We start from the raw sequence: 18,367 nt of genomic DNA on the forward strand, positions 1-18,367 counted from the left end.
TTGCCGGCCTCCCTCGCCTTATTCCGTCGACACGCCCATCGCCCGAGCGAGCGCGACCGCGATGACCTCGATGATGCCGGGGACGTAGAAGACGATCCCGATGAAGATCGCCAGGATGATGAACTGCGCGAACCGCGTGATCTCCCTCGTGAACAGGAAGAACACCGCCACGATGGAAACGATGACGAGGAAGAGGGGGCCGAAGAAACCGCGCAGGAAGTCGGCCAGACCGCCGGTGTCGGGGGCGTCCTCGTTGGTGGTGGTCTCCACCGCCAGGTTGAGGAGTTCGGTACCGCCGGAACTCAGGGCGTCCGTTGTGGAAGAGAGCAGGGGGAGCATGTCAGTCGCCGCCTCCCGCTGTCGCCTCTGGTGTCATCATGTCGTTCCTCGTCTCCTTGCCTGCGGTCCCCGTCATTCTCCGTACGAGCGCGGGGAACCCTGGATGTCGCGCACGTGCCACTCGCCGCCGGTGGCGACGACGGTCACCAGGTAATCCTGGGTCAGCTGCCCGGGGTCGTCCCCGTCGGGGTCCGGGAGGGCCCACTGGACCGTGGCGGCCACCCGGCGCACGTCCTCCTCCCCGGACGTGGACCGGGACGGCACCGTGATCTCGGACAGTTCGGCGAATTCCAGGCTATGGTCCGGAAGCGGCGTGATCGAGGCTTCCGCCTCCACATAACGGTCGAGGTGGCCGGGTTCCTGCGCGTAGGCCTCGAAGAAGCCGGGCAGGACCTCCTGGAGCTCCTGGGCGGCGGCGTCGTCGGTCTCGAAGGAGCTGCCGGACGGGAGCTCGGCCCGGGTGGGCGGGCCCATCAGCGCGGGGCGGCCCGAGACGACGAGGGAGCCGCCGTCGGAGTAGACGGGCACCTCCAGGCTCATGGCCTCGCCGTTGACCTCCGCGCGGACGACGACGATCGCGTTGTTCTCGTTCTCGACGTCGACGGCGAAGACGGTGAGGTTCTCGGCGGCGAGGCTCTCCGCGGGCAGTTCGAGGTCGGCGGCCCGGCCCTCGGGCACGTAGGCGGCCAGGGCCTCCAGGCGTTCCTCACCGGGGTCTTCGGCGTTGAGGTAGACCTCGGCGAAGCGCTGGCCGAACGCGGCCGCGGCGGTCTCGGGGTAGTCGACCGTCTCGGTCTGCTCCGGTTCGTCGCCGTCGGCGGGCAGGGCGAAGCCCCCTCGGAGGGGGATCATGATGCCGTTGACGATGACGACGGCGATGAACACCCACAGGACCACGCGGCCCAGGCCGACGAGCCATCGCCCGCCGGACCACCGGCCCGGTGGTTTCGTGGGCGGTCCGTCGAACCCGGTCTCCTCCGCCCGGTCCTGCACGGCGGTGCCGCGCCGTGCGCCCTTCGCCATCCCGCCTCCTCACTGAACGTTCTGTCGGGGCTTCGCCAAGGTCTTGTCTACCCCATCCCTATAGTGAGGCATTGTGCGGGTTGCGATCGCCCATGAAGACTCCGCGTTTCCCCTACTTCAGTGCATTGCACGCACCGAGCAATCCACTCAAATGGTGCGACGTGCACTTCAGGTCCAGGAATCGCCCTCGCGGGGTGGGGAGGATGACCCGATTATGGTTCGCCCGTAAAGGCATTAGTCGCCTGTCGGTCAGGAAGGTGTGACCTCAGGGACGAGGTTCTCCGCCCCTGAGGCACCTCGTTCCCCTCCCGTCACAGCCTCTGCCGCTGTCCTGGTGGACACGGCGAGCCGACCCGGAGGCGCTGGTCCCGCGCAAGGGCCGGGGAACGTCACGGGCGCGGGTTAAGGTTCCCGGCCATGGACCACCGATTCTCACTACTCACACTGGGCGTGCACGACGTGGCCCGTGCCGCGGACTTCTACGAAGCGGTCGGGTTCGAGCGCCGCCACGACCTCGGCACGATCGTCTTCCTGCCCACCACCGGCCCTGCGTTGGCGCTCTACAACTGGGACGACCTGGCTGCCGACGCCGGGCTCCCCGCCGACGGAACGGGGTTCCGTGGCGTGACCATGGCGGTCAACCTCGACTCCCCCGGCGAGGTCGACGCGATGCTCGCGCGCTGGGCCGAGGCCGGGGCGAGGGTGGTGCGTGAACCCGTGGAGAAGGGATGGGGCGGCTACTCGGGCTACGCCGCCGATCCGGACGGACACCTGTGGGAGTTCGCGCACAACCCCTCGACCGCACACATGCGCATCACCCCGGAGGGCCGGTTCGAACTGAGCCGGCCGAACGACTGACCACGGCCCTACCCCTCCGGGGGCAGGGCCCGGTTGCCCGCCCCGGGAAGGGAGTCCGAGGCGGGCAAGCCGGTGCCCGCCTGAGTGAGCGACACACTCAGGCGGGCGCGGTGCGGCGTGCGCGGTGACCGCCGGCTTCCCCGCCCCCGAAAAGGGCGCCGGCCCCGGTGCCGAGATCTCGCGGAAGGAGCCGCGAGGGGTCGTGCCCGTCGGAGGGGTGAGGGACACGACCCGGTTCCGGGGCGCAGGCGCACGGGAAGAGGCCCACGACCATCGTGTCCGCGACGCTGCACAGAGTGATCGTACCGCCGCGCGCGCGACCGTGGCCCGGAAACAGAGAAACTCCGGAACGATCCCGCTCCTCCGCCGCCGGTCCTGCTCGCCCGCACCGCACCACCCGGCACCGGTTCTACTCACCGGCGGGCCCGGGACGGCGACGCCTCGCGGCGGTGCACTGCCTGGGACGGCAGCGGACGCGTCGGCGGCCGGAGAGAGGAAACCCCACGATCGCAGGATCGACACCGAGCGCGCCGGGTAGGCCGTACTGAAGGACGGACGAAGCCTCCGGTGGTCGGCGTTTCAGCGCCAGGACCACCTGCACCGGGGCTTCCACCCTGCTCGGAGCAGGTGTGCCAAACCACCACAAGCGTGGTCGCCAAAGGCGATACTCTGGGGGTAAACAATGCTTACCCGGAAAGACCCGCGGGCCACCGAGAGCCCGAAGACAGGACCGAACTGCGCCGATCGGCCGTTGACCGGCTGACGGACGAACTGCCACCGCGCGCTGCAGGAGTGGGCCACCCGAACGGGTGCGCCACGACAACGCACGCCGGCCGGAGAAGCGAGCCGGCGCGGGGACCCGACACGAGAGCACTCGCCGTCGCCGTGGTAGCTGACGCAGGAACGATCGATGGTGCGGGCCGGTCCGGGAGGCCCATCGAAGAACACGACCTCACCCTGCCCGGGACCTGAGCACAGCGCTGTTGAGGACCTCTCGGCGGGCGTGATGCGGACGGGGGATCGAGCGAACCCCCCGTCCGGCCCACGATCTGATGGCCCGACGAGGCAGTCGGAAGACCTCCGGGCCGTCGAAGACCAGAAGAGCCTCCGGGCGGCGAGCCGCCCGGGGCGCCACGCTTGGAAAGGCGATTCGCTTGGCGAAGAGAACCACGGGGGACGCCTCCGCCACTCAGGAACCGGAGAGAGCGAGCGAGGAATCCCCGAAGGCCCTACCGGTCAACCGCAACGTCGTATTAGCAGTCCTGGTTCTGGGTGCCTTCGTCATCATCCTCAACCAGACGCTGCTGAACACCGCCCTGCCCGCGTTCATGAGGGATTTCGAGATCACCGCGAACTCGGCGCAGTGGGTGACGACGATCTTCATGCTGGTCAATGGGATCATGATCCCGACCACGGCGTTCCTCATCCAGAAGTTCACCACGCGCACGCTGTTCCTGACCGCGATGGGCCTGTTCTCCGCCGGGACGATCGTGTGTGCGATGGCTCCCACGTTCGCCGTGCTGCTCGTAGGACGGATCGTTCAGGCCTCCGGTGGTGGGATCATCATCCCCCTCATGCAGACCATCCTCTTCGCGATCTTCCCACGCCACAAGCGCGGTACCGCGATGGGAACGTTCGGCCTGGTCATCGCTTTCGCACCTGCGATCGGCCCGAGCCTCTCCGGCTGGATCGTCGACAGCTTCCCGTGGCAGATCCTGTTCCTGATGATGCTGCCGATCTCCGTGATCGCCATGATCATCGGTTATTTCATCCTCGCGAACGTCACCGACCGCACTTTCCCGCGCCTGGACGTTCTCTCGATCATCATGTCCTCGGTCGCCTTCGGCGGCCTCCTCTACGGCTTCAGCGCCGGCGGCAACACCGGTTGGACGAGTCCCGGGGTGGTCCTGTCGTTGAGCATCGGTGCGATCGTGCTGGCCCTGTTCGTCTGGCGCCAGCTGAGGTTGGATGATCCGATCCTGGAGTTCCGGGTCCTCAAGAACCCGATGTTCACGCTCAACACCGCGCTGGGCATGTGCGTGTTCATCGCGATGATCGGCGGGATGATCATGATCCCCCTGTTCATGCAGAACATGAGCGATTATTCGGCGATGGAGGCGGGCCTGGCCCTCCTGCCCGGTGCCGCACTCATGGGGCTGATGTCTCCGGTGACCGGGATCATCTACGACAAGTTCGGGGCCAGGTGGCTCGCCGTCATCGGGTTCACCCTGCTCACCGGAACGACCTTCATGTTCACGACCCTGACCGCGGACACGTCCTTCACCTACATCGCGGCGGTCAACACCGGCCGCATGCTGGGCACGGCGATGATCATCATGCCGGTGACCACGGCGGCGCTCAACCAGCTCCCGCAGCGGATGGTCCCCCACGGCACGGCGTTGAACAACACCATGCGCCAGATCGCCGCCTCCGTCGGAACGGCGATCCTGGTCACCGTCATGACCGGGGCCGCTCTGGACCCGGCGGAGCACGGCGTGGCCGGACTCATCCACGGGGTCAACGTCGCCTTCTTCGTCTCCGCAGTCATCGGGGCCCTCGGGATCGTGGGTGCGTTCTTCATCAAGGAGACCAGGCAGACGGAGACCACCGAGGCCACTGTTTCCTCGCAGCGGGCGGACTCCGGCGGCGCACAGATCTGATGTGGGCCGGCCCGTCACGCTCGGCGCCCCGTGGATCGGGGCGAGCGGACGGGCCGGCGGGTGGGCGCCCGGGACCCGGTCGCCCCGGCGGTGTCGCCACCGACGAAACATCGGAGTGGTCCACGGCGCCGCCGTCGGACCTCACGTACTCCCTTCCCCCGAACGTCCCCACCCCTGCACGCCGCGCAGCCGCACCGCCTGACGTTCCAGGTGGACCCGTTCGGCCTCGGAGGTGGCACGACGTGCCGCCTCGGCGTACGCGGGCGCGGCGATGTCCAGATCGCCTGCGCGCTCGTGCAGATACGCCGACGCCGCGGCATACCGCGGCGTCGTCCCGTCGATCGCGGCCAGTGCGGCCAGCCCTGCCCGGGGCCCCTCGGCCTCGCCCAGCGCGACGGCACGGTTGGTCCTCACGACATCGGATCCGGTCAGCGCCACGAGATCGTCGTACCACTCCACGATCTGCGGCCAGTCCGTCTCCTCGGCGCTCGGCGCATCCGCGTGCAACGCGGCGATCGCCGCCTGGACCTGGTACTCGCCACGCCGCTCACGGGCCAGGGCCTTCTGCAGGAGGTCGATCCCCTCGGCGATGAGGCGCGTGTCCCACAGCCCACGATCCTGCTCGGACAGCGGAACGAGGCGGCCCCCGGTGCCCGTACGCGCCTCACGGCGGGCATGGTGCAGCAGCATGAGCGCGAGCAGTCCGCTCACCTCGGTCTCATCGATCTGGGCGGTGAGCTGCCGAGTGAGCCGGATCGCCTCCGCCGCCAGGTCGATGTCGCCGGAGTACCCCTCGTTGAAGAGGAGGTACAGCACTCGCAGCACCGTCGTCACGGTCCCGGGCCTGTCCAGTCCGACACCGGCGATCCGCTGTTTGGCGCGGCTGATCCGCTGGGCCATCGTCGCCTCCGGCACCAGGTAGGCCTCCGCGATCTGCCGTGTGGTGAGCCCGCCCACGGCACGCAGCGTGAGGGCGACCGCCGAGCTGGGCGTGAGGGCGGGATGCGCGCAGAGGAAGTACAGCCACAGGGTGTCGTCCCGCGAAGGGGCGGCGCCCGGCTGCGGTTCCACGGCGCTGCGTTCCTCCCGCAGAGCACGCGCACCGTCGCTGCGGACCTGGTCGAGGAACGCACGCCACGCAGCGGTGACCAACCACCCCGTCGGGTTGCCGGGCGGGTCCTGGGGCCACACCTCCACTGCCCGCACCAGGGCGGCTTGGACGGCGTCCTCGGCCGCCACGAACGACAATCCTCTCCTGACCAGTGTGTTCACCACGTGGGGGACCCGCTCACGGAGCCCGGGCTCCTCCATCGGATCCCCCTCGTGCGACACCTCCCGTCCCACGTCTCACTCCGTCATGGTGGGCGCCGGTTCCATCACGGGCCGCACCTCGAGCCACTCGCCCAGGGGACGCCCCCCGGCCCCCGGTGCCGCCGACAGGTCCGAGGCGAGGCCGAGAGCGCGGTCGTAGGAATCGACGTCAATGAGCATCCACCCGGCGACGAGGTCCTTCGTCTCGGCGAACGGCCCGTCCGTCACCGGTGGCCGCCCCTCCCCGTCGTAACGGACCCACTCGCCGTCCATCGCGAGTGCGGCGCTGGCGACGAACTCTCCCGAATCCCGCAGGCGGTCCGCGAACTCGTCCATGTACGCGACGTGCGCCTCCCACTCGGACGCCGTCCACTGATCGCCGGGAACATCGTTGAGCGGTGTCTTGCCACCGCGGTAATGCTTGAGCAACAGGTACTTGGGCATCGCTTCTTCCTTCCCCTCGCTACGGCTCATTGTGAGCGCATTCACTGTGGAGACGGAGCCGCGAACACGTTCTCGACATCACGAGCGGAAATTTTCCGGAAAGCTCACGCACTGCCGCCGTCGAGGACGGGACGGTGGCGAGGAGCGGGACCGGCGGCCACGAAAAAGCCACAGGGGGCGGTTCCCCCGCCCACCCGTGGCTCGTCTCCGTCTCTGCCGGGGGTTCACACCTCGCAGCGGAGTTCCGCGACGTTCCCGCGGCACTCCCGCGGTTGGAGAACCTTTCGTACTCGAGTGCGCCCTTCAGTCAGCCCACGGGTTGACGAGCTCGACTCCGGTCTCGACGAAGTCTTTGACGTTCCGGGTCGCGCACGTTGCGCCGTACACCCGACAGATCGCAGCAATCTGAGCATCGGCCGTGCTGATAGACAGTCCGGCCCTCTCCCTCGCCACGAGGATGTCCGCATAGTGATCGGCGGCCCTGTCGTCGAAGGAGAGCACCGCCCGGGTGTCCCGGTAGGGCTGGAGCGCAGCCTCGATTCTCGTTGTCAGCGTTTCCCTGCGCCGGCCGCTCGGTAGCCGACGCACACCAGACAGCAGCTCAGCGAGAGTGACAGCCGTGATGGCGACGTCGCCACTGAGGGACTCCAACCACGAGACCACCTGTGCATCCGGCTGCGGGCGGAAGACCTCCGAGATCACGTTCGTGTCCAGGACGATCACCCGAAGTCCACCGCCCGCGCAGCGTCGGTGCGCTCAGGCACCGGGAGATCATCAACGCCACCGACGTCACGGGCCGCCTGCATGAGTGCCAGCCCGATATGGGGTCGGCACACGGACCTCGTGAGGATCTCGCGCACCTCTGCCTCCATGGAGCGCCCGTGCTCTTTCGCCTGTGCGGCGAGCTGACTCTTCACGGACTCATCGAGCCCTCGGACGATGATGGACACCATCGCAATCACCCCCGTCATTGATATCGCCCATGATATCATCGGGTCGAGCCTCGGACCAGAGCCCCACAGCGCAGCGTGAAGCACCGCGCAAACCACAGCGCCCTGGTCGTCTCCGCAGGGAGGCGACCAGGGCGCTCAGTGCTGTCAGGAGTTGCAGGCGGGCCGGGATCTCACACGTCGAAGCGGAACTCCACCACGTTCCCGTCGGACCTCACGTACTCCTTGCCCCCGATGCGGACCTCCCCCGCCGAGCGCGCGGTCCGCATGTCGCCGGCCGGCACGAGGCCGGCGAAGGAGGCCGCCTCGGCCTCGATGAAACCGCGCCGACAGTCGGTCCCGCGGTGGTCGGCCACGGGCCGGAGTGCGGCCAGGACCGTGGCGACGGCGTTCAGCCCGTGCGCCGCACGCTCAGAACCAGTTCTCGGCCAGCAGCCGGAGTGAGCGTTCGCGGACGGCCGGGTCGTAGGCATAGGTGGTGGTGATGACCTCGTCGGTACCCGTGCGCTCGACGAACTCCGTCAACTGCCGCACGGCGGTCTGCGGGGAACCGACCGCTCTGATGCTGAGCATCGGGTTGTCGAGGCCCCGTGCTTCGGCCGGATCGACCGGCGGCTGGATCTTGCGGGACCGGCCCCGTGAGACGTCCGCGAACATCTGGCCCACCGAGGTGAATTCGCGCTCGGCCTCGGCGTCGCTGTCGGCCACCATGACGTTGATACCCGCCATGACGTAGGGCTCGCCGATCTGCGCCGTCGGGGCCTCGGCGTTGAAGCTGCTCCGGTAGGTCCTGATCGCGTCGTCGAGCTGGTCGGGCGCGAAGTGCGAGGCGACGGAGAACGGCAACCCGAGCTGACCGGCGATCGAGGCGCCGTTGACGGTCGACCCGAGCACCCAGATGGGAACCTCGGTACCGGCGGAGACCGCCGAGGAGATCTGCACGCTCCGGGCGGCCCCCTCGTCGCTGAACCAGCCCTGCAGGTCGTAGATGTTCTGCGCGAACTCCTGCGGCTCGGCCGAGGAGCGGCTCAGTGCGCGGGCCGTCATCATGTCGGTGCCCGGTGCCCGGCCCAGACCGAGATCGATCCGGCCACCGTGGAAGTTGGCGAGTGTGCCGTACTCCTCGGCCACCATGAGCGGGGCGTGGTTGGGCAGCATGACGCCGCCCGAACCCACACGGATCCGCTCGGTGACCGAGGCGGCCCGGCCGATGAGGTGCCCCGTGGCACTGGCGGCGAGGTTCATCGTGTTGTGGTGCTCCGCGAACCACAGCCGCGTGTAGCCGAGGCGGTCAGCCGTTCCCGCTGCCGCCATCGACGAAGCCATGGCCTCGCGGGCCGTCGATCCCTCGGGGATGGAGACGAGATCGAGAATACTCAGTGGGACGGACACGCTGCACCGTTTCCTTTGCATAAGAGAGGCCGGGTCCACGTCGATGTGCCCCGGCCCGGACGTCTGCCCTCTTCCTGCTCACATCCCGGTTCACCGGCGGCGATGCGGCAGAGGGAGCGATGTTCTCGGGAAAGCTCCGGCACAGCATCCGGCCCGAGAGCTGCACCGGGCTCCGCGTGGTCCCGCGCCACGGTCCCTGTGCGATGAGCACATCGGCATACGCATCCGCTGCGTCATGATCGAAGGCGAGCAGTTGCGCGAGCGCGACCGTCGTGATCGCGGCGTCCTCGGTCAGCGATTCCAACCATGCGACGATGCGCGGCACTCATGGTATCGGCCGCCGCGGGCAACGTCGAAAGGTCCTCATGCACCGGCAGGCCCGCGACCNGCCGCGGGGAACTGCCGCAGGCCCGTTTCCCCAGTGCCGCTCAGGGCGATACCGCTCCGTCTCCGGCCGTGTGGGGAGCGACCGGTCGGCAGCGGCGGGCACGGAGAGGAACGGCCCGGGCGCGGGACCGAGATCCGGAGGCCGGCCCCGGCCCGGCGGCCGTTCCAGGCCGCCGTCCACCCGGTTGTTTCCGACTCCACGCTGTTCGAGTCCGACACGGGCACTCCCGCGAGTCATGTGAGCGAAGTCCTCATCGGTGCCACAGAGCAGAAGTCGAACCGGAACTCGGTGGAATCCCGGTTCGACCTCTGCCTCCCGGGTCGACAGAAGCGCCTTGCCGGCGAAGTTCCCGGTGCGCTCCGAGGGGAAAGCGTTCCTACACCGGCCAGTCGAAGTCCCTGCGCGTGCCGTAGGAATCTCGGCGGGCCGCATATGCGAAAGCAGCGTGCTCGCGGGCGTCCTCGCCGATGAGCACTCGGAGCGGGCGATCCGGCTCGGACAAGTGCGTGATCAGCGCCTCGGCGGCCACGGCAGGATCGGCGTCGGTCGGAGGAGCGTCGGGATCGGCGGCCGGCCAAGGAATCTGCGCCGTGCCGAAAACACTCGTGCGCAGCTCGTCATACTCGGGCATGGGCGAGGCGAACGGCATGCTCGACCCGGCCCAGTCGGTTGCGAACCCGCCGAGCTGGGCGATCGTCACGCGGATCCCGAACTGCGAGACCTCGGCGGACAGTGCCTCGCTGAATCCTTCGAGAGCCCACTTGCCGGCGTTGTACAGCCCGAGCATCGGCATCGAACCGATGGCTCCGACCGTCGATATCTGGACGATGTCTCCGCCGCCTCCCGCCCGCAGATGACGAATCGCTGCCCGGGAGACCCGCATGGCTCCGAACAGATTCAGCTCGAAATGATCCTCGGCCTGTCGCTCGTCGATCTCTTCGAGAGCTCCGACGAAACCGGTGCCCGCGTTGTTGACGACGACGTCGAGCCCGCCGAAAGCCTGTGCCGCCTCGTCGACGGCGGCGTCGACCGCCTTCGCGTCCCGAACATCGAGCAGGACCTCCTGCGCGGATCCCGGGTATCGGGCCACGATCTCGGCCATGGCCCCAGGGCGACGCACCGTTCCGACGATGCGATCTCCCCGTGCCAGGGCAGCCAGCGCGAACTCCCGGCCGAGGCCGCGCCCGGCACCGGTGATGAGCCACGTGCGAGCTGTGGATGGTGCGGCTGCGGCCATGGTGCCACTTCCTTCAGCGAGACGATGCGTCTCACTACGATGACGGGGGCGCCACCTGGTGTCAAGACGGACCGTCTCGTTCTTCCGACATCGGCTGTTGCGCACCGTTGAACCGGACGACACCTTCGTTGACGATGTGCTCGCCATGCTCCCGAGAGAGGATCGGCCGCGTCCTCGCATTCACCCGATCTGCTTCTGGATCTCGCGGATCGTCGAACCCAGGATGCCGCGTGAGAGAAGCCCGATCCCGAGCGGCCCGGAGGGGTCGGTGCCCAGTGGCGGAAGCAGCCGCAGCACTGCTCGCTCGCCTTCGCTGAGCTGCGCCAGCTGCCACCGAATCTCCTCCTGAACCGCTTCCGGCCGGTCCGGGTTCGCCGACCCGACCGCCTTCGCCGCGTACGCTGCCGCTCCCAGAGCATGAGCACCCATGTGGGAGACTGCCGCGGCTTGGGCGACCGCTCTTGCCGCTGCCGCGCCGGCCGGCGTGGCAGCGGCACTCGCCGCCTTCACAGCGATGAGGCGCTTGCCGATCTCCTCAGCGGCGCTGCCTTCTCCGGCGCTGTACCCACGTGTCCGGGCGAGCGCGCTCCGGACTTCTTCCACCGCCGCTTCATCGGCGTCGAACAGCGGGAGCACACGCTCAGCACAGGCCCACGCCCAACGCGCAACGGTCCGCCGGTCCGGATCATCGAGGGTCTGAATCGATGCCATGAACACATCGTGTCCCACCAAGGCCGGCGTCGGAGCGCACATCTCGGGACTCCGGAGAGAGGTCACGGGACCCACGAGACATGACGTGGCATCGGCCCCGTGCCTTCGGCACTCACACGTCGAGGCGGAACTCCACCACGTTCCGGCGATCAGAAACGTCTCGCGTCCGGGACCTCACTCGAGTTCGAGTCTCATCCACACGGTGTCGCCGTGATCGGCATCGGCAAGGACGTAGGCCGGCTCGCCGAGGGTGAGCTCGCGCAGCCGGCGGTAGTGGGGGATGGCATCGGCGAGGGGCGTGGGCGGGAGGTGAGCCATGGCGTCCAGCACAGGGCGGGGCCACGGACACGGATCGCCTGGGAGACGAGACGGAGCGAGGGACTGGACCCGCCCTTCGGGCGGCGGCTCGCCGCCAGGCCGGGCTCGGCGCTGGTCGCTCGCGGGCCTTCCCCCGCTCGGCGAGGACAGGGGGAAGGGAGCTGGTCGAGGGAGGTCAATGGCGGCGATCGAAGGCCGTCCGAACCCGTCCATGGACGCTGTGATCGCGTTGACCTGCAACGAGATCGCCCATCCAGGCAACGCCCGACAGTCTCGTCACCGCAGACAATCCGCCCGAGAACCATGACAGAACGGATCTACGACTGGAGCATCAGGCCCTCTGGCTCATGCTCGGGTCGATCCTTGTTCCTCGCCGGCCGCGTGAAGCATGCTCATCGCTGCAGCCCTCACGCGGTTCCGGAGTTCGTCGGGGCGATCGATCACCACCTCGCAGTCGAGAGCCGCGATGACGGACGGTAGCCAATCGAGGTTCTCGGCATGGATCTCGGCCCGATGCCAGGGCGGGGCGTCTTCGCGCCCCCTGTCCGTCGCACGGTCCGATCTTTCGAGTCGAGCCACACTGAGCGGTAGATGCTCCCGGATGTGGTCCTCGGTCCCCCGAATGCGCAGCACGACGTTCCAGCGATAGCCCGCACCGGCGAAGAGGTCGAGAAGGCGGCCTTCCACGTCGGGTTGCTGCGGCGGCGCGAAGGTTTCACGTATCGACCGGACCGTTCGGATCCGGTCCACCCGGAACGTACGTTCCTCCTGCTTGTCCGTGTCGAACGCGACGAGATACCACCGCTCCGAGTGCGCGACCAGCCCATAGGGGTGGATCGTTCGCCGCGACGGAACACCTTCGCCGCTGAGGTAGCGCAGGTCGAGGACGTGTCGAAGGTCCACGGCCTCCGCCAGGGTCAGCATCACGGCAGGGTCGGGAGCCAACCCCCCGGGCTGGGACGTCCGCGTCATCACCCCGAGCAGGGCGTCGATCCGCTTCGCATCAGCTGCCGGCAACGCTCGTTTGATCTTGGCCAGGGCGGTCTGCGCGACAACCTCCGGTTCGGAGGATGCCGCCTGCGCACGGGCAAGCCCGAGAAAGACCGCGACCACTTCCTCATTGCTGAACATGAGCGGGAGGACGCGCCGGCCGGGCGCGAGACGATAACCGCCGTAGCGCCCTCGCAGCGTCTCGACGGGCACTCCCAGATCGAACAGCCGGGCCACGTCTCTGCGAACCGTCCGCTCGTCGACGCCGAGGCGTTCGGCCAGCTCGGCAACAGTACGCAGCTGCGCGGACTGCAGCAGCTCGAGCAACTGCAACGCTCGCGCGGTCGTGTCGGCCATAACATCCATCATCGCTCAAATACCGGACAGTTTTCGCCCGGTATCACCAGTACCGTCATGTCCGTGTCCGGGCTCGTGGACCACATCCACGTCCACAACAGGAGGAGACGGCAATGCAGTTGGCAGCCACCCGCATCATCACCGACGACGTCGACGCGCTCGTCGCGTTCTACGAAACAGCCACCGGAATCACCGCCGAGCGGCTTCATCCGATGTTCGCCGAACTCCGCACACCATCCGGCACGCTGGCCATCGCCAGCACTGCCACGGTGCCGCTGCTCGGGGACGATGCCGCCGAGGCGCGCGCGAATCGCAGCGTCACCCTGGACTTCCTCGTCGACGACGTCGACGCGACCTACAAGGCCCTTCAGGATGTCGTCGAAGTGTTCGTCAATGAGCCGACCGACATGCCCTGGGGCAACCGCTCGCTGCTCGTCAGGGATCCGGACGGCAACCTCATCAACTTCTTCACACCGATCAGCGAGGCAGCCCGGACCCGATTCGCGGACGAGGCCCGCGATTAGAACCGGAACAAGCGCGACTACACGTTGACGGGAATCGGTTCGGCTATGCGGCGAGGGCTGCAACGACCTTGTCGGCCATCCGGGCAAGGAGGTCCGGATCGGTGGGGGCCTGGCGGACCATGGTGGCCCAGTACAGCGGGCCCGCCAGGAAGTCCAGGCCGAGGTCCAGGTCGGTGTCGTCGGGCAGCTCGCCGCGTTCGACGGCCCGGCGGAGGATCGTACCGACCTTTTCGCGGCGCTCTTCGCCGATGCGTTCGCCCAACGTGGCGGCGATGCCCGGATGGTACGCACGAGCGGCGAGCAGGTCGGGCAGGATGCGGGAGACCAGCGGATGGCGCAAGGCCTGTTCGGTCTTGGTGAAGTAAGCCAGTACGTCGCCGCGCAGGCTGCCGGTGTCGGGGGTGTCGGCGGCGGTCACCGAAACCTGAACGAGGAGGTCGAGGGTCATGGCCTCCTTGGATGGCCAGCGCCGGTAGATGGCCGCCTTGCCAGTGCTCGCGCGGCGGGCGACGGCCTCCAAGGACAATTTCCCGTAGCCGACCTCGGCGAGTTCCTCGAAGAAGGCGGCACGGAGTGCGTCGGTGACGGTGTCCTGCAGGACCGGGCCGCCCTGAGGGCGGGCTGGGACTGATCGGCTCATGACCGAAAGCATATCCGAGACGGCACGGTTGCGTCTCGGGTAATCGAGGGTAGGGTCGCACCACAAGCGAGACGGAACGGATCCGTCTCGGCAATGAACGGGAGACGACCATGGAGTTCCTCTTCGACGACGAGTCCTTCGCTTTCGAGACCCTGCGCACCGCAAGCTTCGCCCCCTATGGCGGCGCCGACCTCGGCGAGGTCATCGTCACTGCCCGTGCCATCCCCGACGGTGATGAGGACGCCTGGCACCGGCGGTGGCGCGCCACCGCCGCCCGCGTCCACGCTCTGGGCGAGAAGGCGCTCGCCGCCGGCCACCGGGTGAGCGCTCGCGAAGCCCTGTTGAGGGCCTCGAACTACTACCGCACCGCCGAGTTCTACCTCCGCGACGACCCCTTCGACGATGACCGGGCCAAAGAGCTCTCGCGCCTGGCACGCAGCACGTTCGCCACGGCCGCCACCCACATGGACACCCCGGTCGAGCCAGTCTCGATCCCTTACGGGAACACCACCCTGCCCGGCTGTCTCTTCCTGGTCGACGACTCCGCGACCCCGCGCCCAACCGTCATCTTCACCAGCGGGTTCGACTCGATCCTGGAAGAGTCCTACTTCGCCGTCGCAGCGGCCGCCCTGCGCCGCGGCTACAACTGTCTCGCCTACGACGGCCCCGGGCAGGGCGCCGCCCTGCGCGAGCAGCGCCTGTTCTTCCGCCCCGACTGGGAAGCCGTCCTCACCCCTGTCGTCGACTACGCCCTCACCCGACCGGAGATCGACCCCGACCGCATTGCGCTGCACGGCTACAGCTTCGGCGGTCACCTGGTCGCCCGCGCCGCCGCCTTCGAGCACCGCGCCGGGGCCCTCGTACTGGACGGCGGCATCTACAGCTACTACGACGCCACTACCCGGCTGGTCCCCTCGTGGCTGCTGCAATGGGCCCTGGACGGCCGCGACGAAGAAGTCGGGCAGGTCCTGTCGCTGATTCTGGCACGCAACACCTCCCTGCGCTGGGCTCTGCGCAACGGCGTCTGGACCTTCGGCGCCGACTCCATGCCCGATTACGTACGCCGCTCCCGCTCCTACACCCTTGAGGGTCTCGCCCAGCAGATCACCACCCAGGCCCTCATCTTCGACCCGGACCACGACTTCGCTTTCAAGGGTGAACCGCTCCGCCTGCACCACAGCCTCACAAGCCCGAGCACCCTGATCACCCTTCCAGAGGCGGAGGGATCCGGTGAACACTGCAGCTACGGCGGCCGCTCCACTCTCCACCAGCACATGTACGACTGGCTCGACGAGACCCTCCGGGCCCGCGTCTAGACAGGACGCAGTGGCCCTTTCCCGGTGAGGGGCTGCGGGACGGGGGCTGCCGCATGTGGACCACGGTTTCGTGCTCGGAAACCCGTGCACACCCTGCACCGCCACGGCGTGGTCCGATCGATGGGGCGAGTCGGCGCTGCGGACGACAACGCCGCCATGGAATCATTCTTCAGTACCTTCGCGCGGTACCCCACGGCGCAGGAGCGGGGCCGGCTGTGAGGAACCCGCTTCACGCACGCCGGCAGGACCGAGGACGGCCGCAACAGCGCCTCGCCGACGAGCCCGGCGCCCCCGCCGAACAGCCGTCTGCACCGAACGCGGACGGTTCGGCCCGTCCCTGCCGCCAGCTTTCCGACCGGCCGCGGTCTTCGAATGCAGGACCGGCGATCTCTTCGGTCCTGCGGGGAAAGCACGCAGCCGAGCTAGTGGGAATCCGAACGTGCCGTCACCCGTGCGCCACCCCTCGGCTCGGACCGTGAAACGAGTGCCGGACCCCACACGGTGTGCTCCGGCACTCGACCCGGAACCCGACTACACGTTGAAGCGGAACTCCACCACGTCGCCGTCGGACATCACGTACTCCTTGCCCTCGATGCGGACCTTGCCCGCCGAGCGCGCGGTCTGCATGTCACCGGCCGACACGAGGTCGTCGAAGGAGACCACCTCGGCCTTGATGAAGCCGCGCTGGAAGTCGGTGTGGATGACCCCGGCGGCCTCGGGAGCGGTGGCGCGCTGCTTGATGGTCCAGGCGCGGGCCTCCTTGGGCCCGGCGGTCAGGTAGGTCTGCAGACCCAGGGTGCTGAACCCGACGCGGGCGAGCTGGGCGAGGCCGGGCTCGGTCTGGCCGAGCGACTCCAGCATTTCCTGGGCCTCGTCCTCCTCGAGTTCGGCGAGCTCGGCCTCGATCTTGGCGTCGAGGAAGATCGCCTCGGAGGGGGCCACGAGCTCCTGCAGACGGGCGCGCAGCTTCTCGTCGGCGAGCTCCTCGCTGTCGAGGTTGAACACGTAGATGAACGGCTTGACGGTGAGCAGGTTGAGCTCCCGCAGCCGGTCGGTGTCCACGCCCTCGGCCACGGAGAGCGACATGCCCCGGTCGAGGACCTCCTGCGCGTCGCGTGCAGCCTGCAGGGTCTCCTGGGCCGCCTTGTCCTTGGCGTTGCGCTTGGCTTCCTTCTCCAGGCGCGGGACCGCCTTCTCCAGGGTCTGGAGGTCGGCCAGGATCAGCTCGGTGTTGATGGTCTCGATGTCGCGGGAAGGCTCGATGTCACCGTCGACGTGTGTGACGTCGGGGTCATCGAAGGCCCGGATGACCTGGCAGATGGCGTCGCTCTCGCGGATGTTGGCGAGGAACTTGTTGCCGAGGCCCTCGCCGGTGGAGGCGCCGCTCACGATGCCCGCGATGTCGACGAAGTCGACCGTCGCCGGGATGAGCTTCGCCGAGTCGAAGATCTCCGCCAGAGTGCCGAGCCGGGCATCGGGCACACCCACGACCCCGACGTTGGGCTCGATGGTGGCGAACGGATAGTTCGCAGCCAGAGCGTCGTTCTTGGTCAATGCGTTGAAGAGGGTGGACTTGCCGACGTTGGGCAGGCCGACGATCCCGATTGTCAGACTCACAGGACCCGAGTCTATGCGGCCGTAGGGGGCCACCGATCCGTCGTGACCGGCAAAGCACGGACGTTCCTCCGAACCGCATGCGCCCCGACGGCCCCGCACGCTAGGTTCGGTACGTGTTGTCGAGGCACAGCCACGGGCAGGGGAAGGGACTCGCGGGCCGACGTTCGGGCCCGTGAGGGGTGCGACACCGACAGGGGTGGGGGCCGCGTGCCGCCCCCGCCCCCGGACCGTCGAGGGGAGACACGGTCACCGCGGTGCGGGCCCAGAGCCCTGGCCGCGGCACCGTTTCTGGGGGGGAACACCTGTGGTCACCGACCAACTGCGTGCGCTCGTGCGCCGCTATCCGATCGTGCGTTTCGCCACTCAGCGTCTGCGGACCCGTCTGCCGCGGCGGTTGGGCGGGCTGGACCCGGACCGGCTTCCCCCGTGGATGCGCCGTTTTCCGCTGGAGCTTCCGCGCACGGAGCAGGGACCGGCGTCGGGCCCGGACCGTGTGGAGTTGGAGCTGCCGGGCGACCTCACGGTGCCGCGCCGGCTGGAGGAGGGCGGGTTGGCCCAGTACGGGCCGGCGGGCCTGTCCTGTTTCCTGGCGGCGGTCGAGCACGCGGAACCGGGCGCGGTGTTCGACGTCGGGTCGGGGGTGGGTGTCTACGCGGCGTTGGCGGCGGCCCGGTCCCGCCGGGCGGTCTTCGCGTTCGAGCCGGCCCCGGAGTTGGCCGCCGCGGCCCGCACGGTCTCCGACTCCGGCGACCTGGGGGTCACGGTGGTGGGCACGGCGGTCGGCAACTACAACGGCACGGCCCGCCTGCGCCGTTCCCCGTACAACGACACGTGCAACACGACGGTGTCGGGTGGGACGGCCCTCACGGACCTCGCACACAGCCAGGTGCCGATCGTGTCCCTGTCCCGGTGGGCCGAGGAGGCCGCCGCCCATCCACGTGTGGTCACGGTCGACACTGCGGGCTCCGAACCGGACGTGGTCGCGGGTGCGTTGGAGGTGCTGCGCCGGCACCGGCCGTGGATCCTGGTCAAGGTGCGTCCGGACCTGGGCCTGGAGGAACGGCTCATGGCGCTGCTGGAGCCCCTCGGGTACTGGTGGTACCCGGTGCACGAGGAGGTGCCCTCCTCCCCGCGCGGACGGATCGACGCCCGGGAGTCGCCCTCCTGGGAGCGCATGTGGCTGCTCGCCCCGCACGAGGCACCCCCGGAGTACTGGGGATCGGTGCTGGCCTGGCGGTCCGCGCTGGCCCGCTGCCTGCCGGCGATGCGGTCCGGTTCGGAGAACTGACCGT

General features: G+C 68.7%; 18 protein-coding genes and 2 pseudogenes. 6 read left to right on the forward strand and 14 right to left on the reverse strand.

What is annotated here, in order from left to right:
* Positions 1-18 precede the first annotated feature (18 nt).
* Positions 19-339, reverse strand: a complete 321-nt coding sequence (locus tag D473_RS0119540; RefSeq protein ID WP_017610738.1) for a hypothetical protein — start codon at positions 337-339, stop codon at positions 19-21.
* A gap of 72 nt (positions 340-411) precedes the next feature.
* Positions 412-1,362 carry a conjugal transfer protein gene (locus D473_RS0119545; RefSeq protein WP_017610739.1) on the reverse strand — a complete coding sequence of 317 codons (951 nt, stop codon included), beginning with the start codon at positions 1,360-1,362 and terminating at the stop codon, positions 412-414.
* 417 nt (positions 1,363-1,779) lie between these two features.
* Here D473_RS0119545 and D473_RS0119550 point away from each other — a divergent pair, with 417 nt between their 5' ends.
* Both D473_RS0119550 and D473_RS0119555 read left to right on the forward strand, forming a co-directional pair.
* Positions 1,780-2,220, forward strand: coding sequence for a VOC family protein (locus D473_RS0119550; RefSeq protein ID WP_017610740.1), 441 nt, complete (start codon positions 1,780-1,782; stop codon positions 2,218-2,220).
* Positions 2,221-3,374: 1,154 nt separating this feature from the next.
* Complete coding sequence (locus D473_RS0119555) at positions 3,375-4,880, forward strand: DHA2 family efflux MFS transporter permease subunit (RefSeq protein WP_017610741.1); 1,506 nt, start codon at positions 3,375-3,377, stop codon at positions 4,878-4,880.
* A gap of 141 nt (positions 4,881-5,021) precedes the next feature.
* Here the strand turns inward: D473_RS0119555 and D473_RS0119560 are convergent, their stop codons facing one another.
* From D473_RS0119560 to D473_RS0119605, 10 genes and pseudogenes are all read right to left on the reverse strand, one after another.
* Positions 5,022-6,191 carry an RNA polymerase sigma factor gene (locus D473_RS0119560; protein ID WP_017610742.1) on the reverse strand — a complete coding sequence of 390 codons (1,170 nt, stop codon included), beginning with the start codon at positions 6,189-6,191 and terminating at the stop codon, positions 5,022-5,024.
* Positions 6,192-6,227: 36 nt separating this feature from the next.
* Complete coding sequence (locus D473_RS0119565) at positions 6,228-6,635, reverse strand: YciI family protein (protein WP_017610743.1); 408 nt, start codon at positions 6,633-6,635, stop codon at positions 6,228-6,230.
* A gap of 303 nt (positions 6,636-6,938) precedes the next feature.
* Complete coding sequence (locus tag D473_RS0119570; RefSeq protein WP_017610744.1) at positions 6,939-7,358, reverse strand: type II toxin-antitoxin system VapC family toxin; 420 nt, start codon at positions 7,356-7,358, stop codon at positions 6,939-6,941.
* Positions 7,355-7,588, reverse strand: a complete 234-nt coding sequence (locus D473_RS0119575) for a FitA-like ribbon-helix-helix domain-containing protein (protein ID WP_026127125.1) — start codon at positions 7,586-7,588, stop codon at positions 7,355-7,357. Before D473_RS0119575 ends, D473_RS0119570 begins: the two co-directional genes overlap by 4 nt.
* A gap of 170 nt (positions 7,589-7,758) precedes the next feature.
* Positions 7,759-7,923: pseudogene (locus tag D473_RS28570) on the reverse strand (DUF933 domain-containing protein); the annotation flags it as partial.
* A 73-nt stretch (positions 7,924-7,996) separates the two neighbouring features.
* Positions 7,997-8,977, reverse strand: coding sequence for an LLM class flavin-dependent oxidoreductase (locus D473_RS0119585; protein ID WP_017610747.1), 981 nt, complete (start codon positions 8,975-8,977; stop codon positions 7,997-7,999).
* A gap of 764 nt (positions 8,978-9,741) precedes the next feature.
* Positions 9,742-10,602, reverse strand: coding sequence for an SDR family NAD(P)-dependent oxidoreductase (locus D473_RS0119590; RefSeq protein WP_033353668.1), 861 nt, complete (start codon positions 10,600-10,602; stop codon positions 9,742-9,744).
* 180 nt (positions 10,603-10,782) lie between these two features.
* Complete coding sequence (locus D473_RS0119595) at positions 10,783-11,313, reverse strand: putative immunity protein (protein ID WP_026127126.1); 531 nt, start codon at positions 11,311-11,313, stop codon at positions 10,783-10,785.
* A gap of 174 nt (positions 11,314-11,487) precedes the next feature.
* Positions 11,488-11,631: a hypothetical protein gene (locus D473_RS27500; protein WP_161626431.1), complete on the reverse strand. Its 144-nt coding sequence runs from the start codon at positions 11,629-11,631 to the stop codon at positions 11,488-11,490.
* Positions 11,632-11,976: 345 nt separating this feature from the next.
* Positions 11,977-12,978, reverse strand: a complete 1,002-nt coding sequence (locus tag D473_RS0119605; protein ID WP_033353686.1) for a helix-turn-helix transcriptional regulator — start codon at positions 12,976-12,978, stop codon at positions 11,977-11,979.
* Between the two features lie 113 nt (positions 12,979-13,091).
* On the opposite strand from D473_RS0119605, the gene D473_RS0119610 reads away from it, so the two are divergent.
* Positions 13,092-13,502 carry a VOC family protein gene (locus D473_RS0119610; RefSeq protein WP_017610752.1) on the forward strand — a complete coding sequence of 137 codons (411 nt, stop codon included), beginning with the start codon at positions 13,092-13,094 and terminating at the stop codon, positions 13,500-13,502.
* Between the two features lie 43 nt (positions 13,503-13,545).
* Here D473_RS0119610 and D473_RS0119615 read toward each other — a convergent pair whose 3' ends face one another.
* Complete coding sequence (locus D473_RS0119615; protein WP_033353690.1) at positions 13,546-14,142, reverse strand: TetR/AcrR family transcriptional regulator; 597 nt, start codon at positions 14,140-14,142, stop codon at positions 13,546-13,548.
* A gap of 110 nt (positions 14,143-14,252) precedes the next feature.
* Between D473_RS0119615 and D473_RS0119620 the strand changes: the two genes are divergently transcribed.
* Together D473_RS0119620 and D473_RS28220 are read left to right on the forward strand one after the other, a co-directional pair.
* Entirely contained in the window at positions 14,253-15,458 is a 1,206-nt protein-coding gene (locus D473_RS0119620; protein ID WP_017610754.1) for an alpha/beta hydrolase, read from the forward strand.
* A gap of 57 nt (positions 15,459-15,515) precedes the next feature.
* Positions 15,516-15,632 (forward strand): annotated as a pseudogene (locus D473_RS28220) (IS3-like element ISAar45 family transposase); the annotation flags it as partial.
* Between the two features lie 357 nt (positions 15,633-15,989).
* On the opposite strand, the gene ychF reads toward D473_RS28220, so the two are convergent.
* The gene (gene ychF / locus D473_RS0119630; protein WP_026127127.1) at positions 15,990-17,075 is read right to left on the reverse strand and encodes a redox-regulated ATPase YchF; all 1,086 of its coding nucleotides are present in this window, start codon (positions 17,073-17,075) and stop codon (positions 15,990-15,992) included.
* Between the two features lie 304 nt (positions 17,076-17,379).
* Between ychF and D473_RS0119635 the strand changes: the two genes are divergently transcribed.
* Positions 17,380-18,363 carry an FkbM family methyltransferase gene (locus tag D473_RS0119635; RefSeq protein WP_017610757.1) on the forward strand — a complete coding sequence of 328 codons (984 nt, stop codon included), beginning with the start codon at positions 17,380-17,382 and terminating at the stop codon, positions 18,361-18,363.
* Positions 18,364-18,367 lie beyond the last annotated feature (4 nt).

The sequence above is a fragment of the Nocardiopsis xinjiangensis YIM 90004 genome, from assembly GCF_000341145.1.
In the GTDB taxonomy this organism is placed as follows: domain Bacteria; phylum Actinomycetota; class Actinomycetes; order Streptosporangiales; family Streptosporangiaceae; genus Nocardiopsis; species Nocardiopsis xinjiangensis.